Genomic DNA, 26,093 nt, shown 5'->3' on the forward strand with positions numbered 1-26,093 from the left:
AAAATAGAAAAAGGAAGAAAAAATAATGACATCACCACTTATTACAAAAGCAGAAGTAAACTCAGTATTCCAAGGTCGCAGCTTACTTGCTGAAAAAGATTTCACACCAGCTGAAATTAACTACCTTGTTGATTTTGGTCTTCATTTGAAAGCATTGAAACAACAAAATATTCCTCACCACTACCTTGAAGGTAAAAATATTGCCTTGCTCTTTGCAAAAACTTCAACTCGTACACGTGCTGCCTTTACAACTGCTGCAATTGACCTTGGGGCTCATCCAGAATACCTTGGAGCTAACGATATTCAATTGGGAATTAAAGAATCAACAGAAGATACAGCTCGCGTGCTTGGTTCAATGTTTGATGCTATCGAACGTCGTGGATTTTCTCAAAAAGAAGTTGAAGATTTGGCAAAATACTCTGGTGTTCCAGTTTGGAATGGTTTGACAGATGATTGGCATCCAACACAAATGATTGCAGACTTTATGACTGTTAAAGAAAACTTTGGACATCTTAAAGGTTTGACATTAGTCTACGTAGGCGATGGTCGTAACAACATGGCAAACTCACTTATCGTAACTGGTTCTATGCTTGGTGTGAATGTTCATATTGTTGCTCCAGATTCACTTCATCCTACTAAAGAAGTTATGGATATTGCAAATAAATTTGCTGAAAAATCAGGTGCTAAACCTCTTGCAACTTCAAATATTGAAGAAGGTGTTAAAGGCGCAAACATTATTTACTCAGATGTTTGGGTATCAATGGGAGAATCTAACTGGGAAGAACGTGTTAAACTTTTGACTCCATATCGTATCACAATGGATATGCTTAAAATGACTGGAAATGCTGACAATGGTCAATTGATCTTTATGCACTGCTTACCAGCATTCCATGATACTGAAACTGAATATGGTAAAGAAATCAAAGAAAAATATGGTTTGACAGAAATGGAAGTGACTGACGAAGTATTCCGTTCTAAATATGCTCGACAATTTGAAGAAGCAGAAAATCGTATGCACTCTATCAAAGCAATCATGGCTGCAACTTTGGGTAATTTATTTATCCCAGCAGTTCCTGAAGATTTTAAATAATTAAAATAGATAATTTGTCAGTTTACTGACAGAGCTGTCAGTAAACTGATAGATTTTGATTTAAGTCGTTGAAAGCAGTCTAAGATAAAATTAGACTGTTTTGGCGGTTGAAATCACTGAAAGGATTGATATGGACGCAGAAAATAAAAAAGGAATTGGCCTTGCTGCTTTAGTTGCGATTATTGTTTCTGGAGCAATTGGTGGTGGGGTATTCAATCTCTCTAACGATTTAGCAACAAATGCATCACCTGGTGGTGTTATCATTTCATGGATCGTTATTGGTTTTGGTATTTTAATGTTGGTTTTATCACTAAATCATTTGGTGGTAAATAAACCTGAACTTTCAGGTGTATCAGATTATGCACGTGCTGGTTTTGGTAATATGGTTGGTTTCATCTCAGGTTGGGGTTATTGGTTATCTGCCTGGGCAGGTAACATTGCCTTTGCTGTTTTGATGATGACTTCCGTTGACTATTTCTTCCCCGGCGTATTTCAAGCTAAGAATGGTTCTTTGACCATTCTGTCAGTAATTGTTGTTTCAATTGTTTCGTGGGGATTGACCTTACTCGTTATGCGAGGTGTTGAAGGGGCTGCTGCTATTAATGCAATTGTCCTCGTTGCAAAATTGATTCCCTTGTTTGTTTTTGTAATTGCTGGAATAGTAACATTTAAAGCTGGAGTATTCAGCGCTCACTTCTGGCAAAATTTCGTTGCGAATACAAATGCTGATGGTGTCATCAAGAGTTTAACTTGGTCAAATATGACTGGCGGAAATTTATTCAGTCAAGTCAAAGGTTCACTTATGGTTATGATTTGGGTCTTTGTCGGTATTGAAGGTGCTGCTATGATGGGTGACCGTGCAAAACGTAAATCAGATGCCGGTAAAGCTTCAATTCTTGGTTTGATTGCCTTGTTAGTAATTTATATCTTGCTCTCATTATTACCATTTGGTTTTATGAGTCAACAAGAGTTAGCAAACACAGGACAACCTGGTTTAGTTTATATTTTGAACGCCATGGTTGGTGGTTGGGGTGGCTCACTAATGGCCATTGGTCTGGTGATTTCACTTCTTGGTGCTTGGTTATCATGGACAATGCTTCCAGTTGAGGCAACACAACAATTGTCAGAACAAAAATTACTTCCTAGTTGGTTTGGTAAACTTAATGACAAAGGTGCACCTAAAAACTCACTTTTGTTGACACAATTAATAGTTCAAATCTTCTTGATTGTTACTTATTTTGTAGCTGATGCTTACAATGTTTTTGTTTACCTTTGTACTGCTGTTATCATGATTTGTTACGCCTTAGTTGGTTTATACCTCTTTAAATTAGGGATTCAAGAAAAGAAAACAAGTAACATTATTATTGGTTTCATCGCAGCTGCTTTCCAAATTTTAGCATTGTACTATTCAGGTTGGCAATTTGTTTGGCTTTCATTAATTCTCTATGCTGTTGGTTTCATTCTTTATGCTTTGGGCAAAAAAGAATATGGCACTAAAATGTCCACAGCAGAATTAATTGCAACTTTTGTTTTAACAGTTTTAGGAATCCTTGCTGTTTTTGGAGTATATGGAAACTGGCTTGGCTTGCAAGATGCACTTGGAATTGATGGTAATACATTACTTGTTGCTGTTGTTCCACTGATTGTAGTGACATTTATTGTTTACTTTGTCGTTCGTAGCGATATTAACAAAAAAGAAATAAAAAATTAAGCGAAGGGGTACAGAAATGGTAAAACGTATTGTTGTAGCCCTTGGTGGGAATGCTATTCTGTCGAAAGACCCATCAGCGAAGGCTCAAAAAGAAGCACTTGAAGTTACAGCTGAACAATTGATGCCATTAATTAAAGATAATGACCGGCAAATGGTTGTGACTCATGGAAATGGACCACAGGTTGGAAACTTACTTTTACAACAACTAGGTTCAGATAGTGAAAAAAATCCAGCTATGCCATTGGATACAGTTGGAGCAATGACCCAAGGTGAGATTGGTTTTTGGACCGTTCAAGCATTTACAAGAGCAATGGCAAATAATGGCTTGGAGCGTTATCCAGTTATTTCAGCAGTGACTCAAACATTGGTTGATGAAAATGATCCAGCTTTTAAAAATGCTAGTAAACCAATTGGTCCTTTTTACACAGAAGAACAATTGCCAGAAATTAAGAAGCAATTTCCTGATTGGGAATTAATGGAAGACGCTGGTCGCGGATATCGCCGAGTTGTTCCAAGTCCTAAACCACTTGAAATTATTGAAGCCAAAGCTTTTGGACCAATCTTAGAATCTGGTAGTCTATTGATTGCTTCTGGCGGTGGTGGAATTCCCGTCATTAAAGATGGTAATGGTTATAAAGGTGTTGAAGCCGTAATTGATAAAGATTTCTCTGCAGCTAAACTGGCTGAGATGGTTGGAGCAGACGAGCTTTTGATTTTAACAAGCGGTGGTGACGTATATTTGAACTATGGGAAAGAAAACCAAGTTCATTTGGAAACAGTCAAAGTTTCTGAAATGCGCAAATATGTTGACGAAGAACGCTTTGCAAAAGGTTCAATGGGACCAAAAGTCGAAGCAGCTGTTAGTTTTGTTGAACGAACAGGTAAGACTGCTACAATTACTAGCCTTGACAATGTTGAAAATTTTGTCAAATCTGGTAGTGGAACAAGAATTGTTCCTTAAATAAGAAAAAAGATAGAGGAGAAATAATTTCATGGTAAGACGTATTGTCGTAGCCCTAGGTGGTAACGCTATTTTAACAGATGACCCAACAGCAAAAGCGCAAGAAAAAGCACTTGAAACAACAGCAGAACAATTAATTCCTCTTATTAGAAATAATGATGTGGAAATGGTTGTCACTCATGGTAACGGACCACAAGTCGGAAATCTTTTATTGCAACAATTAGCGGCGGATAGTCCTAAAAATCCAGCTATGCCAATTGATACAGCTGTTGCAATGACTCAAGGACAAATTGGTTTCTGGATGGGGCAAGCTTTTACAAGAGCTTTGATAAAAAATAATATGGAACGTGTTCCAGTCATCTCTGTAGTGACTCGTACAGTTGTTGATAAGGATGACCAAGCTTTTGAAAAACCTACTAAACCAATTGGTCCATTCTACGATGAAAAAGGATTGGCAGAAATGAAAGCTCAATACCCCGACTGGGTATTTGTTGAAGATTCTGGCCGCGGCTATCGAAGAGTAGTTCCAAGTCCTAAACCAACACGTATCGTTGAAGCCGAAGCGATTAAGCCACTAATCTCATCAAGTGTTTTGGTGACTGTATCTGGTGGTGGTGGAATTCCTGTCATTGAAACTAAGGATGGTTATGAAGGGGTTGAAGCTGTTATTGATAAAGACTTTTCAGCAGCGAAAGTAGCTGAACTTGTTGAAGCAGATAATCTTTTGATTTTGACTGCGGTAGATAATGTTTTTGTTAATTTCAATAAACCTAATCAGAAAAAACTAGAAACAGTAACAATGGCAGAAATGAAAGCTTATATTGAAGAAGGTCAATTTGCTGCAGGTTCAATGCTTCCGAAAGTCGAAGCAGCAATGGAATTTGTTGCTCGTACAGGTCGTCCTGCAACAATTACTTCTTTGGAAAATCTTGAAGACTTCCTCAATAATGATTCAGGAACAAAGATTATTCCTTAAAGATAAAAATGCTACATTTTTGATGTAGCATTTTTTTATAAATGTAGTCTAAAAATCGTTAAACTTTCCGATATTTTATCAATAATTATTGTACAATTAACATGTAAACGATTTATATTGATAAAGTTACTGACAAGATGTAAGTATCGGCGATAAATATTAAGGTAAAATGATTACTAAATCTGTCAGTAAAAAAATAAAGAGAGGAAGACAAATTTAAATGATTTTTTTAAAAAAATATTTAAATTTGCAAATAAAACTTATGGAACTTGTACAATTTGGTTGTGAAGACTGGCTCAATGTTTGGGAAAAATCTGCAACGATTGATATTGCTCAGTCAACCATTGATTCGTTATCTTTGGAAGAAGTTTTGGCCTTTGAAGAAGATAATGGCGAAGCTTTTATGTCACAGATGATGAAAGAAAAATTCAGTTATGGTTGGATTGAGGGTTCACCAGCCTTTAAATCAGAAGTGGCAAAACTTTATAAAAGAGTGCCAGAGGATAATATTTTATCTACAAATGGAGCTACCGGAGCAAATTTCCTTACAATTTTAGGATTAATTGGTCAAGGCGATCATGTGATTGCTCAATATCCTTCTTATCAACAACTGTATGATTGGCCTAAAACATTAGGTGCCCAAGTTGATTATTGGCATATTAAAGAAGAAAATAATTGGTTGCCACAAATTGAAGAATTACGTCGTTTAGTTAAAAGTAATACAAAACTCATTTGTTTAAACAATGCGGCCCAACCCACTGGAGCAATCATGAGTCCTAAATTTTTGTCAGAAGTGGTTGAAATTGCACGCAGTGTTGATGCTTATATTCTTTGTGATGAAGTTTATCTTCCACTAGATGAAGAAACGCCTTATTCACCTATTGCTGATTTATATGAAAAAGGAATATCAACTAACTCTATTTCTAAAACTTATTCTGTACCAGGAATTCGTGTGGGTTGGGTAGCCACTCAAGACCGTGACCTTTGTAATGAATTTAGAAAAATCCGGGATTATACCTTGATTTGTACCGGGGTATTTGATGACGCCGTAGCGGCTTTAGTATTGAAACATAAAGATAAAGTACTTGAACGCGCTCGTAAAATTGTCAAAGGTAATTTATCAATTTTGAAAGAATGGGTGGAAAATGAACCTTTAGTCTCAATGGTTTATCCCAATGCAGTCTCTGTAAGTTTTGTTAAATTTGAAGAACTTGATCCGACAAAAACTGAAGATTTTGCAATCCAACTTCTTCGTGAAAAAGGTGTCCTAATTATTCCTGGAAATCGTTTTGATTTACCAGGCTATGCTAGGATTGGATATTGTACAGATGAAACAACCTTACGTCAAGGCCTTAAACTCTTATCTGAATTTTTGAGAGAATATCAGGTTTGATATATTCTTTATAAAATACATTTCTGTTTTACTAAAGTGTATAAAAAGTGTATAATAAAGAACTGATAGTATAATTATAATTGAAGAATATAAAATAGTCTCTATATTCAAGAGACTCTTTTATATTTATAAATGATATTATACAAATTTAATTATAGGAAATTTATGATTAAATAGTAGAAAGTGAGTAAATGGAAAACAAGAAAACAAAAGGGATTAGCCTTTTTGCATTATTAGCAATTATTATTTCTGGAGCAATTGGAGGTGGAGTCTTCAATCTTGCTAATGACCTCGCCAATGGTTCAACACCCGGTGGAGTCATGATTTCATGGCTCTTTATCGGTTTTGGGATTTTCATGCTTGTCTTGAGTTTTAATCGACTGATTACAATTAGACCCAAACTTTCGGGAGTCTCTGATTATGCTCGAGAAGGTTTTGGAGACTTTATCGGTTTTCTATCAGGATGGGGTTACTGGATTTCAGCTTGGACTGGAACAATTGGTTTTGCAGTTTTAATGATGACATCTGCTGACTATTTCTTCCCTGGCAAATTTGCTAATTCCAATGGTTCGTTGACTGTTTTATCAGTAATTATTGTTTCAATAATCTCATGGATATTAATGTTTCTAGTTGACCGAGGAGTAGAAACTGCTGCCCTTGTAAATGCGGTTGTTATGATTGCAAAGCTCATTCCTTTAGTTGTATTTTCAATCACAGGGATTATCCTATTTAAAGCTGATGTATTCACTCAACATTTTTGGCAAACTTTCACAAGCAATCTAGCTGCGGATGGGTCAGTCAAAAGCCTAGTTTGGCATGCGATGACTGCTGGTGGACTCCTTGATCAAATTAAAGGCTCGCTGATGGTCATGGTCTGGGTATTTGTCGGGATTGAAGGCGCAGCGATGATGGGAAATCGGGCAAAGAAAAAATCGGATACAGCTAAAGCGACAATTATTGGTCTAGCAGTTTTGCTTGTCATTTATGTCCTTTTATCATTACTTCCTTATGGTTATATGGACCAGGCAAGTTTGGCAAATGTTAAAGCACCAGGCTTAGTTTATATTCTTAACGAGATGGTCGGTGGCTGGGGCGGAAGTCTGATGGCAATTGGACTAATGATTTCCTTATTAGGAGCTTGGCTTTCGTGGACAATGTTACCAGTTGAGGCGACACAACAATTGGCAGAGCAAAAACTATTGCCAAGTTGGTTTGGTAAGCTGAATAAATATCATGCGCCAAGTAATTCTTTGCTTATTACTCAGCTGATGATTCAAATCTTTATTATCATTACATATTTTGTAGCCAATGCTTATAATGTCTTTATTTATATGGCAACAGCTGTAATTATGATTTGTTATGCTTTGGTTGGAGCTTATCTTCTTAAAATTGGGATTAAAGAAGGTTCAATTAAAAATATATTAATAGGATTTTTCACCTTTGCTTTTCAAGCTCTGGCCCTTTATCTTTCAGGTTGGCAATATGTTTGGTTGGCGATGATTCTTTATACGATTGGTTTCATTTTATTTATTAAAGCGAAAAAAGAAAGTCGACAAGCAATATCAGTCAAGGAATGGGCAGGAATGTTCATTGTGGCCTTACTAGGAGTTTTAGCAATTCTGGTCTTGATTTGTGGCGCAAAATCAGGAACAGCTTTAGATCTTCGGGGATTACTAGGCTACTAAACAAAATATAAAAATAAGTTGTCTTATATAAATTAATTTTATCGGTATTTTTCTAAAAGTGAATAAAGGAGAGAATTGATGAGAACTTTTTCAGAAGTTAAGGAATTATTAGCTGAGCTTGAAATTCCTTATAATATAGTAGAACATCCAGCAAGTCATTCAACTGAGGAGTCGGATAACTACATTAAAGATTATGAAGGTTGTCGTTCCAAAACTTTAATCTTAGCCAATAAAAAGTCTACCCAGTTCTATATGATAATTATGGATGATGCTAAACAGGTTGATATGAATCGCTTGGGAGAAATTATTGGAGTGAAGAGACTTCACTTTGTCTCGGAAGAACGACTAGAAGATATGCTTGGATTAAACTCCGGAATTGTTTCTCTTTTTGGACTTGTTGGTAAACATTATAATAATATGCATATTTATTTTGACCAACAAATGCTAGATGACTATCAAATTCAAACTTTTCATCCTAATGATAATACCAAAACTATTTTCTTTGCGATGGATGCTTGTTTTACAATTTTGAAGTCGCAGGGTTATGAATATCAAATTATTGATTTATAAATTAAAACTCTTACTTGTTAAGAGTTTTTTTGTAATCAATCTATTGAGTCTGAAAACTAATTCTTGTATAATAGCAATATGTTAACTTTCCCACTCATCAATGACACTTCGCGAAAAATCATTCATATTGATATGGATGCCTTTTTTGCTTCTGTTGAAGTGCGTGATAATCCGAGTTTAAAAGGTAAGCCGGTTGTTATTGCCAGAAATCCATTACAGACAGGTGGACGTGGCGTGGTTTCAACTTGTTCTTATGAAGCGCGTGCTTTTGGAATACATTCGGCAATGAGTGCTAAAGAAGCTTATGATCTTTGCCCACAAGCTATTTTTATTTCAGGAAACTATGAAAAATACACAAAAGTAAGTAAACAAGTTCGTGAAATCTTTAAACGTTATACCGATGATATTGAAGCAGCTTCAATTGATGAGGCCTATTTAGATGTAACAGAAAATAAAATCGGTGCTCAATCAGCAATTAAAATTGCTAAGTTGATTCAGCATGATATATTTGTTGAGTTAGGTTTAACATGTTCTGCAGGAGTTTCTTATAATAAATTTTTAGCGAAAATTGCATCTGATTATGAAAAGCCCCATGGCTTAACCTTAATTATGCCAGAAGAAGCATTAGAATTTTTAGCAAAATTACCGGTGGAAAAATTTCATGGTGTTGGAAAAGCGACAGTTCCTAAATTGCACGCACTAGGTTTCTTTAATGGGGGAGATTTACAAAAAGCAGACCCAGTTGATTTAGCTGAAAGATTCGGAGTTTATGGTTGGGAGCTTTATCAAAAGGCCAATGGAATACATAACTCGAAAGTCAAAAATTATCGTGAGCGAAAGTCAGTTGGAAAAGAACGAACTTATGGTAAACTATTATATCTTCCGGATGATATTAAAGCAGAGTTGAGTAAAATTTCTGGCAAAGTTTCCGACTCATTAAAGAGTCATCAATTAAAAGGAAGTATTGTCATTTTAAAATTGAGATATTCTGATTTTACAACATTGACAAAAAGAAAATCTTTAGCAGAAAAGTTAGAAAGTCCCGAAGAAATTGCAGAAGTAGCACAAGAGATATTTGAAGAGCTTGAATATGATGAAAGTTTAGGAGTAAGGCTTTTAGGGGTTACGGTGACAGAATTTGGTGCCCAAAAAGCAACATTAGATATGCAATAGTTAGAAACGGGATGAAGGCAATTTCAACTCGTTTTTTTGTGATTAGATAATAAATGATACCAAGTGAACAAGCGATTTGAAGGAGCAGCATTTCGTTTAAGAAAGTTAGAGAAAATGAAGCGGTAAAAAACCATAAAAAATCACCGCTGCCAACTCTTAAATTGAATTTTTCAGCTAAGACGGCTAAAATAAGCCAAAAATAGAAAAGGGGAGAAAGAGGAAATATTAAAATAAAACTGAGTGCAAAAATAAACCAGATAACAAAAGGAAAACTGTGCTGACGATAATCAAAAGCAGATAAAATTAGTGAAAGAATAATCAGTAAAAATTGACTAGGTTTAAGATAATTTACCCAAGCTAAAACAAAAATTAAAGCTGATGAGAACTCCAAAAAAACATATAAATATGGAATTTTACTTTTACAATAACGGCAATGTGAGCCAGAGCTTATTTGAGAAAAAATAGGAATTAGATCACGATAGGCTAAAAGTTGCTGACAAGAATCACAATGTGAGCGTCCAAAAATAATTGATTTTCTTAGTGGAATACGGTCAACTATTAAGCCAAAAAAGGAGCCAAAAATACTTCCAATTACAAATATAAATAAAATGTCCATACTAATCTATACGAAATAAATGAAGAATTGTAACTTTAAATATAGCGAAAAAAGAAAATAAGTAAATCATTTGAGAAAAAAATCTCATTGGTTTATAATATATTTATAGAAAAGTTAATATTAAGTTTCTTTATGACATTTAATATTTAAAAAATGGAGGTTAGTTATGTCAAATGAACACACACAAGAAGTTTTAAATCAAACAGTTGCTGATTTATCAAAAGCATCAGCACTTGTTCATCAAATCCACTGGTATTTGCGTGGTCCGGGTTTTCTTTACCTACACCCAAAAATGGATGAATTGAAAGATCAATTGGATGAACATTTGGACGAATTTGCAGAACGTCTAATCACTATTGGTGGTTCTCCAGTTTCAACTTTAGCAGAATTTGATAAAAATTCTAAAATTGAAATGACTCCCGCCGTTTGGGGAAAATCTAATTCAGAACGTGTGAAAGAATTGATTGTTGCTTACAAATATTTGACTCAACTCTTCAAAGATGGCATTAAAATTGCTGGTGATGATGGTGATGATGTGACAGTTGACTTATATACGACTGCTCTTGGAGATATTGAAAAAACACTTTGGATGATTGAAGCTGAAGTAGGTTAATTACTTTATAAATAAAAAACTCTCTGTCAGTTAATGATAGAGAGTTTTTTTATTTGAAATTTACTACTAAGACGATTAGTAATTAGATACCAGATTTAGTTTTACCATTCCAAGAATTCAAACCACTTTTAAGGATATAAACTTCAGGAATGCCAGCTTTTTTTAGTTTTTTAGCAACTTTTGCTCCGCCAACAGGACGACCATTTTCATAAATGAGTACAGGTTTATGTTTACTTAAGGCATTTAAACTTTGGTCAATTTGTCCAGCAGGAAGATTACGTGCACCAAGAATATGTTTAATACGAAAATCTTTTGCTTCACGAATATCAATTAATTGAGAAGTAGGCATTAAACGAGCAAACTCAGCTTCTTCAACAAGTTTAGCATTACGACGAAGATTCCAACGAGGATAGACAAACATTCCGATAATTACTAAAACAAGAATGATATCAATGATAATAATAACCAAAATTATTCTCCTTTAAATTTAAGAGCAAGACTTGCGGCACCGATAATTCCAGCGTCATTTCCAAGGACAGCAAGTTTGATTTTACTTGAGTTACGAACAGTTGAAAAGGCATATTTAGTGAAATATTTTTCAACTTTTTCACGTAAGAATTCTCCAGCAGCAGAAACACCACCACCGATGACGATTGAAGCAGGGTTCAAAGTAGAACCAAGGTTTGCACAAGCAAAACCGAGATAATAAGCAAATTTATCAACAACGGATAAGCTGAAGTGATCTCCTTCTTGAGCTGCAAAGAAGATGTCTTTAGAAGTCACTTCATCACCATTGTCAATAGCTGCTTTAATAGTAGAATCACCTTCGTATTCTTCAGCGAATTTACGAGCTAAACGAACGATACCTGTTGCAGAAGTTACTGTTTCCAAGCAACCGCGATTTCCACAAGTACATTCAAAACCATCAGGGTCAACACAAATGTGGCCAATTTCGCCACCAGCTCCGGCAACACCATGAACGAGCTCACCTGAAGCGATAATTCCGCCACCAACACCAGTTCCAAGAGTAATGAAAACAACATCAGGATTGTTTTCACCTGCCCCTACCCAACGTTCACCAAGAGCAGCAACATTAGCATCGTTATCCAAAATGAAAGGAAGACCAACACCTTCAGAGATTGGTTTACCTACTTCTTGAGTATCTGACCAGTTCAAGTTAAAAGCAGCTTTGACAGTACTTTCAGAAATATTTACTGAACCCGGTGTTCCCATTCCAATTCCAAGAAATTCAGATTTGTCCAAGTTATAAAGGCTTAAACGGTGGTTGATTGATTCAATAATATCAGGAACGATATGTTTTCCATCTTCTAAAATATTTGTCGGGATAGACCATTTATCTTGAACCTCACCATCGAGTGTCAAAATTCCAAATTTAATTGAAGTTCCACCAAGGTCGATACCGATAATTTTACTTGCAGTCATGTTTTTTTCTCCAATCTGACAATAAAAAAAGAATCATTTTTTATTGGTCGTAGATTTTTTCTTTTCAATTCTCTCTTCACGTGCTAAAATCAAGCGAGCAGTCAAATAGTCATGGTCGCTTTTTTGAAATATTCCTGATTCAAGCATTTTTCCTAATTCAATTTGCATAAAAGCAATCGCATCCAAACGATCTGGAAAAAGATTGATGTATCCATATTTTTTCAGCATTTCTTGCACGTCATAGAGAGTTTTCATTACTACATTTTACCGTATTTGATAAAGGCTTTCAAGTCCAAGCTATATGTAAAAGAGAGTGAATAGCGCAGAATTTGCTTATAAAATGGTATAATACAATATAATTTGAAAACGTAACTAAAAAGATATTTAATGGTAATGATACTTTTGGAATAAGATTATAGTTAAAATTTACTTGTTGAGGGTAAAAAATGAATAGAATTTTGATTGATGCGGACTTTTATGCAGTAAATCGCTTGGAGCGATTTGTTCTTGAAAATGAAAAAGAACTTGGGATAAAAGACGAGATCGATGCAACAATGGTATTCTATAATCATCAGCATGTCTATAAATTTCTTCAAATTTACCTTAATGAAGTTAAGACTTGTTTTATAAAAATTGCACAAAAAGAAGAGTTCGAAATACTGAAAAAAATACAGAAGTTAGAAAGTAAGGCATTTTTTCTTATCTATACTGATAATCCTGACTTAAAAGATGAATTATTGAACTTTACTACCTCTCCGTTATGGACTCAAATGACTGTGGCCAGTGACTCTGATACTGAAGTTAGAGAAATGATTAAGAAAGTGTTGCTCTACTGTTTTACAAATGAGCTAACTATTGTCGAAATCAGTGGTTATCCAATTTCGATAGATTCTCTTTTATATATTGAAGCGGACAAAACACATCGAAATTATCTTAGAGCCATCACAAAAGATAATGAATGTTTAGTTCGTGGTACGATTTCTGATGTAAAAAAGAAAATTCCCAATTTACTTGCACTTGGACGCGGTTTACTTGTTGATACAAATAAAATTCGTCGAATTGAAGAAGACGGATTGACGCTATGTTTCAAACAAAGCTTGAAAAAAGTCAAAGCACCGGCGGTTTGCAAAAAAGAGTTAAAAGAACTCAAAAAACATTCAAAACGAATAAAATAATCACTCTTTTTTAGGGTGATTTTTGTTTTTACCTGATAAAAACTCAATTTCATCACAGAAAATGCGATTTCGTCACAAAAATGATGAAATTATGCAAAAAAAGATTGTAAGCAAAAATGAAAAGGTTTACAATCGAAATATAGAAATTTAACATCAACTTAAAAATGTTAAACAAACGAATTCGACCAGAGGCTTGTACACCCTCAAAGTGAGGAAAGGAGGTACTAAAAATTTTGTTGTAGTAGAATTTTTAAAAAGTTCTACAAAAGATTAAAAATTTTTAGAAAGGAAGTAGAAAAATGCAAACTAAAAAATTACTTGTTTCAACACTTATCCTTGCGACTCTCGGCGGAACGCTCCTTCAAGTAAGCCATGTATTCGCTATTAATCGTTCAACTTATTCTCAAGGCTCAACAAATGACAAAAAGTATGGTATGGGAGCTTACGCTGCCTACTGGAACAACTATGGGAACCATTGGGCTGAAGTAACTTACGGGGATAAATATGGAGGTAGAGTTGTCAGTGTTCATGCGAATCAACAGGCCTATGCATGGTTAAATACGCGTTGGGCAGAACCTGCAACTTTCTATCACAGCAATGGCTGGGTAGGCACTAGAAGTTGGTAATAAATGCAGATGAAAAAACTAAAGTATGTTTTTCTGACTGTGGCTATTGTGTTAGTCACAGCCTTTTATGCTATAAGTATTGAGAATAAAAGTCAAGATATTATTGCAGACCGCCTTCCGCAAGGGGCTCTTGTCATGAATAACATCAATCAAAAGTCAACGCAGATTCCGAAGAATGAGCAGGTTGTTGCGACGTTAGATAACTATGCAATGAGTCATCAGTCATTCATTGTTTCTACAGTTGTTAGACCTGAGGGAAACGGGAGTTTTAAGCCGAGCTATATGACTTTTGGAGATGGGAAGCTTGCGAGTAATATGCGTTTATTTCCTAAAGCTAATCGAGCTGAAAATGATTTACTGGGAATGGGAGCGACCTACCATATCATGACAGGTCATACGAGTTCTGAGGAACTGAGCAATTACTTGAGCAATAAATTTCACGTGATAGCTGTACCTGTTCAGCGATTGACAATCTTAGGAGAGTACTATAATATCTATGGTAATCCACAGGCTGTAACCTTATTGATAAGTATCTTTCTGGCTTTTGTCGGTTTAGCTATTTTTGTAAGAATCTCAGAGTTACGAAAATCAGGAATAGAGCTTTTGTCTGGAAAGACCTTGTTGAATACTGTATTTTCAGATAGTATTCGTGATATAAAGTTTATCTCAATTTTGACGATTATTGCTATGATAGGGACTTCTAGTTACTTGCTCATAACTGGTCTAAGCAACCTGTCGCTTCACATTTTTGCTTTATTTTCTATCCTCTTTTCTTCTTCGATATTTGTGCTACTGTCATGCTTAGTAAGTGCAATAATCATGCTTATCCTCTCTCGGAGTCAACTCAATTCACTTATTAAAGGAAAATTGCCGACAACAGTTTTGATGGTTCTTGTGGTTTTGATGCAATTTGTTGTGAGTATTGTCCTTGTCACAAGCCTATCAGGAATTCACTATAATCAAATCGAATTAAAAAAACAGGACGCTGATTTAGACAAATGGAAGCAACAAAAAGATTATGACACGATTTCTGGTGCACCAAATCTTAAGGTTAGCTCTCAGGAAGTAGAAGCATGGTGGAACTTTTATAATATTGAAGTAATGAAAGATGATGCGATATTCGTTAGACATAATTTGTTTGATGGACCAGAAGAAAGTAGCGACGAACAACTCATTGTCACACCAAGTTATCTGAAAGCACAACATATAAATGTTAAAGAAGACTTTTCTAATCTCAAACTTGGAGAATATGGACTCCTGATACCAAAAAATCAAATGAAAAATCGTCAAAAATTGATTGCTCAGTACGACAAACTATTGACGGAAACAACACAAAATGGCAAAAAAGAGACCAAGATGAAGGCGAAATACGTTGAAGAAGTACCAAATGGCGAAAAACGTTTTATTTACAATGTGGCTTATGAGAAAATGACAACGCAACAAGAAATCTCTGACCCAATTATTGTTGTGATAACACCGCAATCATCAGGAGAAGAAACGGGCATATCATGGGCAGGGGATAATGATTACTTTTTTGTGAAAGGTAAAGAACAAACGCTTAATAGGCTGAAAGAGTTGGGACTATACGATAAGGTTCATTATTTAGTTAATGCCTATGGACAGTATGAAGCACAGACAAATCTTGTAAAAGAGAGTTTAAGTATGGCAATCATATCAGCCATTATAACGATTATTGTCATTAGCTTTTTCTATATTTTACTCCATGTCCTTTACTTTACTCATTTCAGAAGAACAATCGTAATAAAATTTATTTCTGGAATGCCCAACTTGAGAATTCATCGTCGGTTCATTTTTGTAGAGTTGGGATTACTTTTGATTTTATTACCAACATTGACAATAATCAGCAATGAGTTTTTATATTCTCTTTTTGTTGTAAGTGCTTTGTGGTTTATTTCGCTCATTATCCTACTTGTTCAAATGAAGAATTTTGAAAATGGACAAATAAATAGTTTGAAAGGAGAATAGATGTTTGAATTAACTAATATTACAAAAGAATTTTTACATAGAAAGGTTTTTGATAACTTTAAATTAACCTTTGAAGCTGGGAAAGTTTATGCCATTATTGGTCAATCAGGTTCTGGTAAAACAACCTTACTGAATATGATTGCTAAACTTGAATCCTACGAAGGAAGTATTCTTTATGAGGGAAAAGAATTATCAAAAATCAAGAAACATTCCTATTTTCTAAATGATTTGTCTTATCTTTTTCAAAATTTTGGATTGATTGAAAATGAAACGATTGATAAAAATTTGGATTTGGGATTGATTAATCAAAAGTTATCCAAGAAAACTAAACAAGAAAAAAAGTTTGAAACTCTGGCACAAGTTAATGTAGCCTATTTAAAACTCAATCAAAAAATTTATGAATTGTCAGGTGGTGAGGCACAGCGTGTAGCACTTGCTAAAGCGATTTTGAAAGATTCACCGGTTATTTTGGCGGATGAACCAACAGCAGCACTAGATTCTGAGAATAGTGAAGAAGTGATGAAACAGCTTTTGAGTATGAAAAATGAAAAGCGAATTATCATCATTGCAACGCATAACCCTGCCATTTGGAAAATGGCAGATGAGGTTGTTGAATTGTCCAGATAGAGAGTGATAGATATGAAAAAATATATAGTATTTACATTTATTTTAGGGTTGCTCAGCTTCTTTCTTCCATTTCTTCTTGATTTTTAATATTTTGATTTATGTAGATGTTTATAAAATGCGAGTGTAGATATAGTAATGAATATGGAGGGCAGAAAAATGTTGATAAGAAAAATAAAAATCTGGCAAGTATCTCTTGCACTTGTCATTTGGATAGGAACCATGTTTCTTCCTGCAACGGTAAATCAGGCTAAATTGAATACGAATTTTGACTATAAAAAAAGTCGAGAAAATTTCTTTTATTTTCTTTTTCATCAAGTCCCTTTTTATAGTTTCATTTTGGGATTGGTGTTGCTTATATCATTTTTTTTCATTTATAGGAAAATAAATTTTAGTGTCTATTTTTCTTTTGCTAGTCTTATTTTTTACATTAGTTTCTTAGTTATAGCTTTTCCGTCTATGATTATTTTTAATCATAGTTTATCTGGGAATACTTTTGGGGCTGAACTTTCTATCTTTCTAACCTTTTATGGAGCTGGATATATTATTGCTGTTCTATTTGGTTTAGTTGCTTTTCTTTTACTCTTTCTCTACAGTTTAAGAATAAAAGAATGTTAACAACATAATCATTTTTACTGATTTTATTAATTATAAAAAAATAAAGAACTCCTTAGAAATTTTTCTTTGGGGTTTTCATTTTGGAAGTAAAAAAATCTTTGTTAGGCTTGTAAACGTGTGCATTTACAGCTTTTAGAAAAGTGTGCTATAATGGGTTAGATATATACGAAAGTAAGGTATGATAAAATTGACTAAATTACGCGAAGATATTAGAAACGTCGCTATTATTGCCCACGTTGACCATGGTAAAACTACATTGGTTGACGAACTCTTAAAACAATCTCAAACGTTGGATGCTCGTAAAGAATTAGCTGAACGTGCGATGGACTCAAATGCACTTGAGCAAGAACGTGGGATTACTATCCTTGCCAAAAATACAGCAGTTGAATATAACGGAACTCGTATCAACATCTTGGACACACCAGGTCACGCGGACTTCGGTGGAGAAGTTGAACGTATTATGAAAATGGTTGATGGGGTTGTCCTCGTTGTCGATGCTTATGAAGGAACAATGCCTCAAACACGTTTTGTTTTGAAAAAAGCTTTGGAACAAAACTTGACTCCAATCGTTGTTGTTAATAAGATTGACAAACCATCTGCTCGTCCAGCTGAAGTTGTTGATGAAGTTCTTGAACTTTTCATCGAACTTGGTGCTGATGACGAACAATTGGATTTCCCAGTTGTTTATGCTTCAGCAATCAATGGTTCTTCATCAATGTCTGATAATCCAGCTGATCAAGAACACACAATGGCAAATATTTTTGATACAATCATCGACCATATCCCTGGCCCAGTTGATAACTCTGATGAACCTTTACAATTCCAAGTTTCACTTTTGGACTACAATGACTATGTTGGACGTATTGGTATTGGACGTGTTTTCCGTGGAACAATCAAAGTTGGGGACAGCGTTACTTTGTCTAAACTTGATGGTTCAACTAAAAACTTCCGCGTTACTAAACTTTTTGGTTTCTTCGGTCTTGACCGTCAAGAAATCCAAGAAGCAAAAGCTGGTGATTTGATTGCTTTGTCTGGTATGGAAGATATCTTCGTTGGGGAAACTGTTACACCTTCAGACCACGTTGAACCATTGCCAATCTTGCACATTGACGAACCTACTTTGCAAATGACTTTCCTTGCTAACAATTCACCTTTCGCTGGTCGCGAAGGAAAATGGGTAACATCACGTAAAGTTGAAGAACGTTTGGTTTCTGAATTGCAAACTGACGTTTCACTTCGTGTTGAAAACACTGAATCTCCTGATAAATGGGTTGTTTCTGGTCGTGGTGAATTGCACTTGTCAATTCTTATTGAAACAATGCGCCGTGAAGGATATGAACTTCAAGTTTCACGTCCTGAAGTTATCATCAAAGAAATTGATGGTGTTGCTTGCGAACCATTTGAACGTGTTCAAATCGACACTCCTGAAGAATACCAAGGTTCAATTATCCAAGCGCTCTCTGAACGTAAAGGTGATATGCTTGATATGCAAATCACTGGTAACGGTCAAGCACGTTTGATTTTCCTTGTTCCTGCACGTGGTTTGATTGGATTCACAACAGAATTCATGTCAATGACTCGTGGATACGGAATCATGAACCATACTTTCGACCAATATCTTCCAGCTGTTAAGGGAGAAATCGGTGGACGTCACCGTGGTTCTTTGATTTCTATGGATTCAGGTCAAGTTACTTCTTACGCAATGGGTTACGTTCAAGAACGTGGACAACTTTTTGTTGATGCAGGTACTGAAGTTTATGGTGGGATGATTGTTGGTGAACACAGTCGTGATAATGATTTGACTGTAAATATCACTAAAATGAAACAACAAACAAACGTTCGTTCTTCAAATAAAGACTCTACATCTGTTTTGAACACACCAAAAATTCTTTCACTTGAAGAATCTTTGGAATTCCTTGGAGATGATGATTACTTGGAAGTAACTCCAGAATCAATCCGCTTGCGTAAACAAATTTTGGATAAAGCAATGCGTGAAAAATCAACTAAGAAGAAAAAATAAGTTTAATCAAATAGAGAAACTTGATTTTCAATTATTGAAAGTTTGATGATGAATAAATTAATTTTTCGTTAGTTCTTGTCATAACTTGGAAAGGAGAAAAATGTTCTATATTATCTTGTTGATTTTAGTTGCCTTTGCGTATATTTTCATGATGCCCAAAGATGTTCGGCGGAGTATGGACATTTTCTTCTTTGCTGGTGTTGGAGTTCTAGTTCTTGCTTTTGCTGTGGCCCAGGCGGTAAGCCATCGGTCATTACTTTTAGAAATTATCGGTATTGTGGCGATGCTTGTTGTAACGGTCAGAGCTTGGATGGAATTGGAAAAGTTGGACAGTCGAAAAAGAAAAAAATAAATGATTGCTTGATTAATAATCAAGCAATGAATAAAACTGTCAAAGTTTGGCAGTTTTATTTTGATTTTGTAGAAATGGAGAAAAAACATGGATATGGAAAAAGTGGCTCAAGGTTTTGAGCTAGTTGTTGCAAATATTATGTTATTATCTGAGAAATTGGATACAGATTTTTATGATGCTTTTGTAGAACAAAATGCTGCTCTTTTAGATGATACTGACCAAGGAATTGTTGAATTGTCAGTAAATAATGACAAACTTCGTCAGTTAAATTTATCAAATAAGGAGTGGCAAAAACTTTTTCAATTTGTTTTGTTGAAAGGGTCACAAGTCGCACCACTTCAGCCCAATCATGCAATGACTCCAGATGCAATTGGCTTAATTTTTAATTTCATTATTGAACATCTTAATAAAAATTCTGAACTTCGTTTAATTGAATTTGGGTCTGGTATGGGTAATCTTGCTGAAACGCTTTTGGTTAATCTTAATAAAAAGGTTGATTATGTAGGCTTTGAAGTTGATGATTTACTTTTAGATTTGTCTGCTTCAATGGCTGAAATTATGGGGAGTCAGGCTGAGTTCATGCAAATTGATGCAGTACAAAAGCGTTTGATGGAACCTGCAGACGTTGTTGTCAGTGATTTACCAATTGGTTTTTATCCAGATGATGAAGTTGCAAAGAATTTTGAAGTTGCGACTACTGACGGACATACTTTTGCTCATCATCTTTTGATTGAGCAATCATTTAATTATTTAAAAGAGGGTTCTTTTGCCATTTTCCTAGCTCCAGAAGATTTACTGACAAGTCCTCAAGGACTTCTATTAAAGGAGTGGATTAGTAAACATGGGAGTGTGATGGCTGTCATCACTTTACCAAAATCACTTTTTAATGCTGATGCTAAGGCGATTTATGTTTTGAAAAAGGGGCCGGCTGCACATGCAACTTTTGCTCACCCTTTGTCTTCACTGACAGACAGAGAAAGTTTAGAAGTCTTTATGGAAGAATTTACAAAAATTGTAAAATTATAAGATTGAAATTACTGACAGGTTCTGTCAGTAATTTTTTTGGTTAAAATGTATGAAAATGATTGAATTTGAAAACGTTTTTTATTTTAAAAACTACATCTTAAATTAAGCTCGTGAATCATGACCGAAAAACACAAAAGGAATTGTAATTGTGTTATAATTTAACCGTATTTCAAATTCAAGGAAGGTTTATTAAACATGACCAAAACATTAGCAGTTAACGCTGGTTCATCATCTATGAAATGGCAAATGTATGAAATGCCAGAAGAAAAAGTTCTTGCCAAGGGATTAATCGAACGAATTGGTTTGAAAGATTCGATTGTGACCGTCAAATTTGGTGAGCAAAAAGAAGAACGCGTTTTTGACATTCCAAATCATACAGAAGCAGTAGAAGTTTTACTTGAAGATTTAAAACGATTGAAAATAGTAGAGGAATTTGCTGAAATTACAGGTGTAGGACATCGTGTGGTTGCTGGAGGTGAAATTTTCCAAAAATCAACAGTTGTTACACCAGAAGTTTTGCAACAAGTTAAAGATTTGTCAGCTCTTGCTCCTTTGCATAATCCAGCAAATGCTGCAGGAATTGAAGCTTTTTTGAACTTACTGCCTGATGCAACTTCAGTAGTAGTTTTTGATACAGCTTTCCATACAACGATGCCTGAAAAAGCATTCCGTTATCCATTGCCTAAAAAATATTATACAGATTATGCTGTCCGTAAATATGGGGCTCATGGAACTTCACACATGTATGTTTCACAAGAAGCTGCAAAATTACTTGGAAAACCAATTGAAGAAACTAAAATTATCACTGCTCATATCGGGAATGGTGCATCACTGACAGCAGTGAAAGGTGGGAAATCAATTGATACTTCGATGGGATTCACACCACTTGCTGGAGTGATGATGGGAACACGTACAGGTGAAATGGACCCTTCTGTTTTTCCATACCTTATTGAAAATGACTCTGAGTTAAAAGATGCTCAAGGTGTTGTTGATATGATGAACAAAGAATCTGGTCTCTATGGTGTATCTGGTATTTCATCAGATATGCGTGATATCATTGCTGCTAAAGAAACAGATACTGATGCAAAACTTGCATTTGATATGTATGTTGACCGAATTCAAAAATTTATTGGTCAATATTTGGCCGTTTTGAATGGGGCTGATGCTCTTGTCTTCACCGCTGGTATTGGTGAAAATTCGGTTCCTGTTCGTGAAGCAATTCTTTCTGGATTGACTTGGTTTGGAATTGAAGTTGACCCTGAGAAAAATGTCTTTGGCGTCGAGGGAGAAATTTCAACACCTCATTCACGCGTAAAAGTTTTTGTGATTCCAACTGACGAAGAGCTTGTAATTGCTCGTGATGTTGAAGCACTTAAAAAATAATTAATTAAAAGATTTTGTTCTAAAACAAAATCTTTTTTATTTTTAAAATGACATAAAATGATAAGTTCTGGGAATCCTTGAGGGAGGAGAAATGAAATCAGACATAAAATATGATATAATTTTAAGAATAAAACGCATACATTAAGGAGAGTAAGTATGGAAAAAACGCTCGCTGTCAATGCAGGCTCCTCGTCATTAAAATGGCAACTTTACGAAATGCCGGAAGAAACCGTGATTGCTAAAGGAATTTTTGAACGTATTGGTTTGTCTGGCTCAATCTCAACAACTAAATTTAACAATGAAGAACACGTTAGAAAACAAGAAATTGTTGACCATCGTCAAGCTGTTTTGTTATTAATGGATGAATTAATTCACTTTAAATTAATTCATGAATTCCGCGAAATCACAGGAATTGGCCATCGTGTTGTTGCAGGTGGGGAATTTTTCAAAACTTCTACGGTTATTAGTCCTGAGGTTTTGGCTGAGATTAAAAATCTTTCAACTTTGGCTCCTTTACATAATCCTGCTAATGTTTTAGGGATTGAAGCTTTTCAACGTTTATTACCAGATGCACTTGCAGTTGCTGTTTTCGACACTGCTTTTCACAGTACTTTGCCAGAAAAGGCTTATCGTTATCCTATTCCAACAAAATATTATGAAGATTATTCAATCAGAAAATATGGAGCACATGGAACGTCACACATGTATGTCGCCCAAGAAGCGGCAAAAGTTTTAGGAAAACCATTGGAAGATTTGAAGCTAATTACGGCTCATATCGGAAATGGAGCTTCAATTACAGCAATTGAAGCTGGAAAATCTGTTGATACTTCAATGGGATTTACACCACTTGCTGGTGTAATGATGGGAACACGTGCAGGTGAAATGGACGCCTCAGTCATTCCTTATATGTTAGAGAGCGACCCAAGCCTTAGAAATGCTCAAGATGTGATTGACATTCTCAATAAAGAATCTGGAGTTCTTGGGGTGTCAGAACTCTCAAGTGATATGCGTGATCTTTCAGAAGCTGTGGCTAAAGGAAATCCTAAAGCGATTCTTGCTTATGAAATGTATGTTGACCGTCTCAAGAAATTTATTGCCCAATATTTTGGAGTACTAAATGGGGCTGATGCTCTTATTTTCACGGCTGGTGTTGGTGAAAATGATACAGCTGTTCGGACTGATGTAGTTAATGGACTTTCTTGGTTTGGCATGGAAATTGATGAAAGTAAAAATGTTCGTGGAGCATTTGGTATCATTTCTAAACCAGAGTCTAAAGTGAAAGTACTTGTTGTGCCAACAAACGAAGAATTGGTTATTGCTCGTGATGTTGAAGCTGCTAAATAATTAGATAAAATTTACTGACAGAAATTTGTCAGTAAATTTTTTTACTTATGAAAAAGCTGTCAGTAAAGTTTTGACAAATGGTTTGTCTTCTATAAAAGAAAGCGCTATAATTAGAGTAAATGGAGGGAAGGTTATGGAGGATTTACCAAAAGTTACAAAAGCTGAAATGTTGCCAGGAGTGCGTTTACGTTTAGAATTTGATAATGGACAAGTTCGATATTATCCTGTTCATGAGCAAATTGATTTGCTGATGAATCCTTTTGATGTGAGTAAGTTAAAAAAGACATATGGCGCAAATTTGTTTCTTGGGGGAATGGTTTCATGGATTGGAAATGAGATTAAGATTGAACCTAATGGAGATTTGTTACTTAATAAATCGGTGATTCCTGCTGAAATTCTTTGGAAACACAGTCTTAAACATGTTGACAGTCTGGACCCGGAAAAATTGAAAGAGTTAGAAGAAATCAAGCACCCAATTTGGCAAGGTTTTAAAAGTCTTAATTTAATCTTTTGGATTGCGGGGATTCTTTTTGTGATTTATTTACTTATTCAATTGTTGGGACACCTGGGTTTATTGACATCATGATAGTTTCTAAAAAGGCTTTGATTAGTCTTTTTTTCGTGAGCATTTTATGGTAAAATAGAGAAAATATAATAGAATAGGTGCAATATGGCTGAAATTAAATATAAACGCGTACTGTTAAAACTTTCGGGAGAGGCCCTCTCAGGCGAAAAAGGTTTCGGATTTGACCCTGAAACAGCAAAAGCTGTCGCTGAAGAACTCAAAGAAGTCCATGATTTGGGCGCAGAACTTGCGATTGTTTGCGGTGGTGGTAATGTTTGGCGTGGAGTTACTGGTGAGAAAGCCGGAATGGAACGTGCTCAGGCAGATTACATGGGAATGCTTGCAACAATTCAAAATGGGTTGTTCATTCAAAGTGCTCTTGAAAATATTGGGGTTGACACACGAGTGATGACAGCCATTGAGATGAAAGCTGTTGCTGAACCTTATATTCGTCGTCGTGCTGAACGCCATTTAGAAAAGGGACGTGTTGTCATTTTTGCTGGGGGAACTGGTTCGCCTTACTTCTCAACTGATACAACTTCTGCATTACGTGCTGCGGAAATTAATGCTGATGTCATTTTAATGGCTAAAAATGGTGTTGATGGTGTTTATAATGCTGACCCTAAATTAGTTGCTGATGCTATTAAATTTGAACATTTGACACATATGGATGTTATTACCAAAGGCTTGCAAGTAATGGACAGTACGGCTTCAACAATGTCAATGGATAATCATATTCCACTTGTTGTTTTCAACATGAATGAAGCTGGAAATATTACACGTGTCGTTCGTGGTGAAGAAATCGGAACAACGGTTGAATAAGATTTACTTACAAAAAAAGCTGTCAGTAAATTTATTCATTAAAAAATTACTGATGGAAATACTAGCATATTCGTAAACGCTGAAGCGTCAACGACTATCCTATGATGGAAATATTAGCATAACTGTAATCATTAAAATACTAACACTTATCTCTGACAAAATTTCTGTCAGTAAAATAAATAGAAGAATTAAAAGTAGAAAAAGGAAATAAAATGGCAAACGAAATTGTTACAACAGCTCAAGACCGGATGAAACAATCATTAGGAAGTTTACAACGTGATTTAGGACATATCCGAGCTGGTCGTGCCAACGCAAGTCTTCTTGACCGTGTTCAAGTTGTTTACTACGGCGCACCAACACCACTCAATCAATTAGCGTCCATCACAATTCCAGAAGCACGAGTATTAATGGTTACTCCTTTTGATAAATCAATCTTGAAAGATATTGAAAAAGCATTGTATGAATCAGATCTTGGGATTACACCAGCAAATGATGGTTCTGTGATTCGTTTAGTTATCCCAATGTTGACAGAAGAACGCCGTCGCGAACTTGTCAAAGAAATGGGTAAATATATTGAATCAGCAAAAGTAGCAATCCGTAATATCCGTCGTGATGCAATGGACACTGCTAAGAAATCAGAAAAAGCAAAAGAAATCACTGAAGATGATCTTAAAGATCTTGAAAACAACATTCAAAAAGTGACTGATGACGCGGTTAAAGAAGCAGACCGTCTTGCATCAATTAAAGAAAAAGAATTGTTGGATATCTAAGTAGAACAATCTAACAAATAAAGTAATCTGTAAAAGCATTAACGGCTCCATTGAGCCGTTTTTACATCAAAAATCTGTCAGGATGGATAAATTTGAGAGAACTAATCAAACTTAGAGAGCAACCGTCTTATCTCAAAGAAGCAATTCGATTTTTTCAGGAAAAATGGGGAAATACGGACAGTAACCCTGTATATGATGACTGTTTGAAGCATAGTTTAGAGAGTAACAAAAAGATTCCTCAGTGGTATCTGATTGTTGATGAAGGAAAAATTATTGCGGGTTGTGGACTGATTAGCAATGATTTTATTAGTCGAATGGACTTATACCCTTGGCTTTGTGCACTTTATGTTGAAGAAAAATTTCGAAATCAAGGTCTTGCTGGTCTGTTGATTGAAGCAGTAAAAGAAGATTGCAGAACTTTTGATATTGATAAACTTTATCTTGCAACGGATTTTGCTGATTTCTATGAGCACTTTGATTTTCATTATCTAGCTGACGGCTATCATCCTTGGGGTGAAAAATCACGGATTTACGAAGGAAATATCAATTAA

General features: G+C 35.2%; 27 protein-coding genes. 23 read left to right on the plus strand and 4 right to left on the minus strand.

Features of this window, described 5'->3' with window-relative positions; genetic code table 11:
- Nucleotides 1-25: 25 nt before the first annotated feature.
- The 8 genes from argF to dinB all read left to right on the plus strand — a co-directional run bounded on the left by argF (nucleotide 26) and on the right by dinB (nucleotide 9,559).
- Entirely contained in the window at nucleotides 26-1,090 is a 1,065-nt protein-coding gene (argF, locus tag HFD15_RS08735; RefSeq protein WP_004254507.1) for an ornithine carbamoyltransferase, read from the plus strand.
- Nucleotides 1,091-1,220: 130 nt separating this feature from the next.
- Nucleotides 1,221-2,801: a basic amino acid/polyamine antiporter gene (locus HFD15_RS08740; RefSeq protein WP_167593418.1), complete on the plus strand. Its 1,581-nt coding sequence runs from the start codon at nucleotides 1,221-1,223 to the stop codon at nucleotides 2,799-2,801.
- Between the two features lie 16 nt (nucleotides 2,802-2,817).
- On the plus strand, nucleotides 2,818-3,762 hold the full coding sequence (gene arcC / locus HFD15_RS08745; RefSeq protein WP_038602274.1) for a carbamate kinase: 945 nt from the start codon (nucleotides 2,818-2,820) through the stop codon (nucleotides 3,760-3,762).
- 31 nt (nucleotides 3,763-3,793) lie between these two features.
- A complete protein-coding gene (arcC, locus tag HFD15_RS08750) occupies nucleotides 3,794-4,738 on the plus strand; it encodes a carbamate kinase (RefSeq protein ID WP_167593407.1) in 945 nt (314 codons plus the stop codon).
- Nucleotides 4,739-5,000: 262 nt separating this feature from the next.
- Nucleotides 5,001-6,131, plus strand: coding sequence for an aminotransferase (locus HFD15_RS08755; protein WP_014570781.1), 1,131 nt, complete (start codon nucleotides 5,001-5,003; stop codon nucleotides 6,129-6,131).
- A gap of 191 nt (nucleotides 6,132-6,322) precedes the next feature.
- Nucleotides 6,323-7,816: a basic amino acid/polyamine antiporter gene (locus HFD15_RS08760; RefSeq protein ID WP_015427125.1), complete on the plus strand. Its 1,494-nt coding sequence runs from the start codon at nucleotides 6,323-6,325 to the stop codon at nucleotides 7,814-7,816.
- A 78-nt stretch (nucleotides 7,817-7,894) separates the two neighbouring features.
- The gene (locus HFD15_RS08765) at nucleotides 7,895-8,386 is read left to right on the plus strand and encodes a prolyl-tRNA synthetase associated domain-containing protein (protein ID WP_010906273.1); all 492 of its coding nucleotides are present in this window, start codon (nucleotides 7,895-7,897) and stop codon (nucleotides 8,384-8,386) included.
- Between the two features lie 78 nt (nucleotides 8,387-8,464).
- Complete coding sequence (dinB, locus tag HFD15_RS08770; RefSeq protein WP_023164600.1) at nucleotides 8,465-9,559, plus strand: DNA polymerase IV; 1,095 nt, start codon at nucleotides 8,465-8,467, stop codon at nucleotides 9,557-9,559.
- Here dinB and HFD15_RS08775 read toward each other — a convergent pair.
- A complete protein-coding gene (locus HFD15_RS08775; RefSeq protein ID WP_033900770.1) occupies nucleotides 9,510-10,175 on the minus strand; it encodes an A24 family peptidase in 666 nt (221 codons plus the stop codon). The two genes, dinB and HFD15_RS08775, sit on opposite strands and share 50 nt — an antisense overlap.
- Before the next feature lie 166 nt (nucleotides 10,176-10,341).
- Here HFD15_RS08775 and HFD15_RS08780 point away from each other — a divergent pair, with 166 nt between their 5' ends.
- Nucleotides 10,342-10,788 (plus strand): DNA starvation/stationary phase protection protein, encoded by a 447-nt coding sequence (locus HFD15_RS08780; RefSeq protein WP_004254538.1) that lies wholly within the window; start codon nucleotides 10,342-10,344, stop codon nucleotides 10,786-10,788.
- Nucleotides 10,789-10,870: 82 nt separating this feature from the next.
- Here the strand turns inward: HFD15_RS08780 and HFD15_RS08785 are convergent, their stop codons facing one another.
- Genes HFD15_RS08785 through HFD15_RS08795 form a run of 3 tightly spaced genes read right to left on the minus strand, consistent with a single transcriptional unit; the run spans nucleotide 10,871 to nucleotide 12,486 of the window.
- Nucleotides 10,871-11,257: a rhodanese-like domain-containing protein gene (locus HFD15_RS08785; protein WP_004254540.1), complete on the minus strand. Its 387-nt coding sequence runs from the start codon at nucleotides 11,255-11,257 to the stop codon at nucleotides 10,871-10,873.
- Nucleotides 11,258-11,259: 2 nt separating this feature from the next.
- Nucleotides 11,260-12,231: an ROK family glucokinase gene (locus tag HFD15_RS08790; RefSeq protein ID WP_017865099.1), complete on the minus strand. Its 972-nt coding sequence runs from the start codon at nucleotides 12,229-12,231 to the stop codon at nucleotides 11,260-11,262.
- 33 nt (nucleotides 12,232-12,264) lie between these two features.
- On the minus strand, nucleotides 12,265-12,486 hold the full coding sequence (locus tag HFD15_RS08795; RefSeq protein ID WP_010906270.1) for a YqgQ family protein: 222 nt from the start codon (nucleotides 12,484-12,486) through the stop codon (nucleotides 12,265-12,267).
- Between the two features lie 191 nt (nucleotides 12,487-12,677).
- Between HFD15_RS08795 and HFD15_RS08800 the strand changes: the two genes are divergently transcribed.
- The 14 genes from HFD15_RS08800 to HFD15_RS08865 all read left to right on the plus strand — a co-directional run bounded on the left by HFD15_RS08800 (nucleotide 12,678) and on the right by HFD15_RS08865 (nucleotide 26,093).
- On the plus strand, nucleotides 12,678-13,406 hold the full coding sequence (locus HFD15_RS08800) for a LytTR family transcriptional regulator DNA-binding domain-containing protein (protein ID WP_023188628.1): 729 nt from the start codon (nucleotides 12,678-12,680) through the stop codon (nucleotides 13,404-13,406).
- Between the two features lie 299 nt (nucleotides 13,407-13,705).
- Nucleotides 13,706-14,032, plus strand: a complete 327-nt coding sequence (locus HFD15_RS08805) for a lactococcin 972 family bacteriocin (protein ID WP_058207945.1) — start codon at nucleotides 13,706-13,708, stop codon at nucleotides 14,030-14,032.
- Between the two features lie 9 nt (nucleotides 14,033-14,041).
- Complete coding sequence (locus tag HFD15_RS08810) at nucleotides 14,042-16,018, plus strand: bacteriocin-associated integral membrane family protein (protein ID WP_238785342.1); 1,977 nt, start codon at nucleotides 14,042-14,044, stop codon at nucleotides 16,016-16,018.
- On the plus strand, nucleotides 16,019-16,645 hold the full coding sequence (locus tag HFD15_RS08815; protein ID WP_167593405.1) for an ABC transporter ATP-binding protein: 627 nt from the start codon (nucleotides 16,019-16,021) through the stop codon (nucleotides 16,643-16,645). It begins immediately after the preceding gene.
- Between the two features lie 156 nt (nucleotides 16,646-16,801).
- Complete coding sequence (locus HFD15_RS08820; protein WP_058207943.1) at nucleotides 16,802-17,260, plus strand: hypothetical protein; 459 nt, start codon at nucleotides 16,802-16,804, stop codon at nucleotides 17,258-17,260.
- 187 nt (nucleotides 17,261-17,447) lie between these two features.
- Nucleotides 17,448-19,280, plus strand: coding sequence for a translational GTPase TypA (typA, locus tag HFD15_RS08825; protein ID WP_025016832.1), 1,833 nt, complete (start codon nucleotides 17,448-17,450; stop codon nucleotides 19,278-19,280).
- Between the two features lie 100 nt (nucleotides 19,281-19,380).
- Nucleotides 19,381-19,632, plus strand: coding sequence for a DUF3165 family protein (locus tag HFD15_RS08830; protein ID WP_004254583.1), 252 nt, complete (start codon nucleotides 19,381-19,383; stop codon nucleotides 19,630-19,632).
- A gap of 87 nt (nucleotides 19,633-19,719) precedes the next feature.
- Nucleotides 19,720-20,658 carry a class I SAM-dependent methyltransferase gene (locus HFD15_RS08835; protein WP_167593404.1) on the plus strand — a complete coding sequence of 313 codons (939 nt, stop codon included), beginning with the start codon at nucleotides 19,720-19,722 and terminating at the stop codon, nucleotides 20,656-20,658.
- A gap of 195 nt (nucleotides 20,659-20,853) precedes the next feature.
- Nucleotides 20,854-22,041 carry an acetate kinase gene (locus HFD15_RS08840; protein WP_167593403.1) on the plus strand — a complete coding sequence of 396 codons (1,188 nt, stop codon included), beginning with the start codon at nucleotides 20,854-20,856 and terminating at the stop codon, nucleotides 22,039-22,041.
- 156 nt (nucleotides 22,042-22,197) lie between these two features.
- The gene (locus HFD15_RS08845; protein WP_015427114.1) at nucleotides 22,198-23,385 is read left to right on the plus strand and encodes an acetate kinase; all 1,188 of its coding nucleotides are present in this window, start codon (nucleotides 22,198-22,200) and stop codon (nucleotides 23,383-23,385) included.
- A gap of 133 nt (nucleotides 23,386-23,518) precedes the next feature.
- Nucleotides 23,519-23,971, plus strand: a complete 453-nt coding sequence (locus HFD15_RS08850; RefSeq protein ID WP_012898517.1) for a hypothetical protein — start codon at nucleotides 23,519-23,521, stop codon at nucleotides 23,969-23,971.
- Nucleotides 23,972-24,055: 84 nt separating this feature from the next.
- The gene (gene pyrH, locus HFD15_RS08855; RefSeq protein ID WP_004254608.1) at nucleotides 24,056-24,772 is read left to right on the plus strand and encodes a UMP kinase; all 717 of its coding nucleotides are present in this window, start codon (nucleotides 24,056-24,058) and stop codon (nucleotides 24,770-24,772) included.
- Nucleotides 24,773-24,984: 212 nt separating this feature from the next.
- Nucleotides 24,985-25,542, plus strand: coding sequence for a ribosome recycling factor (gene frr, locus HFD15_RS08860; RefSeq protein WP_004254618.1), 558 nt, complete (start codon nucleotides 24,985-24,987; stop codon nucleotides 25,540-25,542).
- A gap of 92 nt (nucleotides 25,543-25,634) precedes the next feature.
- Complete coding sequence (locus HFD15_RS08865; RefSeq protein WP_010906262.1) at nucleotides 25,635-26,093, plus strand: GNAT family N-acetyltransferase; 459 nt, start codon at nucleotides 25,635-25,637, stop codon at nucleotides 26,091-26,093.

This window comes from Lactococcus sp. EKM203L, assembly GCF_011800585.1.
GTDB lineage: Bacteria > Bacillota > Bacilli > Lactobacillales > Streptococcaceae > Lactococcus > Lactococcus lactis.

Excerpts from the sequence above, each read along its gene's own strand:
- argF (WP_004254507.1), top strand. The coding sequence starts at position 26 with ATGACATCACCACTTATTACAAAAGCAGAAGTAAACTCAGTATTCCAA.
- HFD15_RS08740 (WP_167593418.1), top strand. The coding sequence starts at position 1,221 with ATGGACGCAGAAAATAAAAAAGGAATTGGCCTTGCTGCTTTAGTTGCG.
- arcC (WP_038602274.1), top strand. The coding sequence starts at position 2,818 with ATGGTAAAACGTATTGTTGTAGCCCTTGGTGGGAATGCTATTCTGTCG.
- arcC (WP_167593407.1), top strand. The coding sequence starts at position 3,794 with ATGGTAAGACGTATTGTCGTAGCCCTAGGTGGTAACGCTATTTTAACA.
- HFD15_RS08755 (WP_014570781.1), top strand. The coding sequence starts at position 5,001 with ATGGAACTTGTACAATTTGGTTGTGAAGACTGGCTCAATGTTTGGGAA.
- HFD15_RS08760 (WP_015427125.1), top strand. The coding sequence starts at position 6,323 with ATGGAAAACAAGAAAACAAAAGGGATTAGCCTTTTTGCATTATTAGCA.
- HFD15_RS08765 (WP_010906273.1), top strand. The coding sequence starts at position 7,895 with ATGAGAACTTTTTCAGAAGTTAAGGAATTATTAGCTGAGCTTGAAATT.
- dinB (WP_023164600.1), top strand. The coding sequence starts at position 8,465 with ATGTTAACTTTCCCACTCATCAATGACACTTCGCGAAAAATCATTCAT.
- HFD15_RS08775 (WP_033900770.1), bottom strand. The coding sequence starts at position 10,175 with ATGGACATTTTATTTATATTTGTAATTGGAAGTATTTTTGGCTCCTTT.
- HFD15_RS08780 (WP_004254538.1), top strand. The coding sequence starts at position 10,342 with ATGTCAAATGAACACACACAAGAAGTTTTAAATCAAACAGTTGCTGAT.
- HFD15_RS08790 (WP_017865099.1), bottom strand. The coding sequence starts at position 12,231 with ATGACTGCAAGTAAAATTATCGGTATCGACCTTGGTGGAACTTCAATT.
- HFD15_RS08795 (WP_010906270.1), bottom strand. The coding sequence starts at position 12,486 with ATGAAAACTCTCTATGACGTGCAAGAAATGCTGAAAAAATATGGATAC.
- HFD15_RS08800 (WP_023188628.1), top strand. The coding sequence starts at position 12,678 with ATGAATAGAATTTTGATTGATGCGGACTTTTATGCAGTAAATCGCTTG.
- HFD15_RS08805 (WP_058207945.1), top strand. The coding sequence starts at position 13,706 with ATGCAAACTAAAAAATTACTTGTTTCAACACTTATCCTTGCGACTCTC.
- HFD15_RS08810 (WP_238785342.1), top strand. The coding sequence starts at position 14,042 with ATGAAAAAACTAAAGTATGTTTTTCTGACTGTGGCTATTGTGTTAGTC.
- HFD15_RS08815 (WP_167593405.1), top strand. The coding sequence starts at position 16,019 with ATGTTTGAATTAACTAATATTACAAAAGAATTTTTACATAGAAAGGTT.
- HFD15_RS08820 (WP_058207943.1), top strand. The coding sequence starts at position 16,802 with ATGTTGATAAGAAAAATAAAAATCTGGCAAGTATCTCTTGCACTTGTC.
- HFD15_RS08830 (WP_004254583.1), top strand. The coding sequence starts at position 19,381 with ATGTTCTATATTATCTTGTTGATTTTAGTTGCCTTTGCGTATATTTTC.
- HFD15_RS08835 (WP_167593404.1), top strand. The coding sequence starts at position 19,720 with ATGGATATGGAAAAAGTGGCTCAAGGTTTTGAGCTAGTTGTTGCAAAT.
- HFD15_RS08840 (WP_167593403.1), top strand. The coding sequence starts at position 20,854 with ATGACCAAAACATTAGCAGTTAACGCTGGTTCATCATCTATGAAATGG.
- HFD15_RS08845 (WP_015427114.1), top strand. The coding sequence starts at position 22,198 with ATGGAAAAAACGCTCGCTGTCAATGCAGGCTCCTCGTCATTAAAATGG.
- HFD15_RS08850 (WP_012898517.1), top strand. The coding sequence starts at position 23,519 with ATGGAGGATTTACCAAAAGTTACAAAAGCTGAAATGTTGCCAGGAGTG.
- pyrH (WP_004254608.1), top strand. The coding sequence starts at position 24,056 with ATGGCTGAAATTAAATATAAACGCGTACTGTTAAAACTTTCGGGAGAG.
- frr (WP_004254618.1), top strand. The coding sequence starts at position 24,985 with ATGGCAAACGAAATTGTTACAACAGCTCAAGACCGGATGAAACAATCA.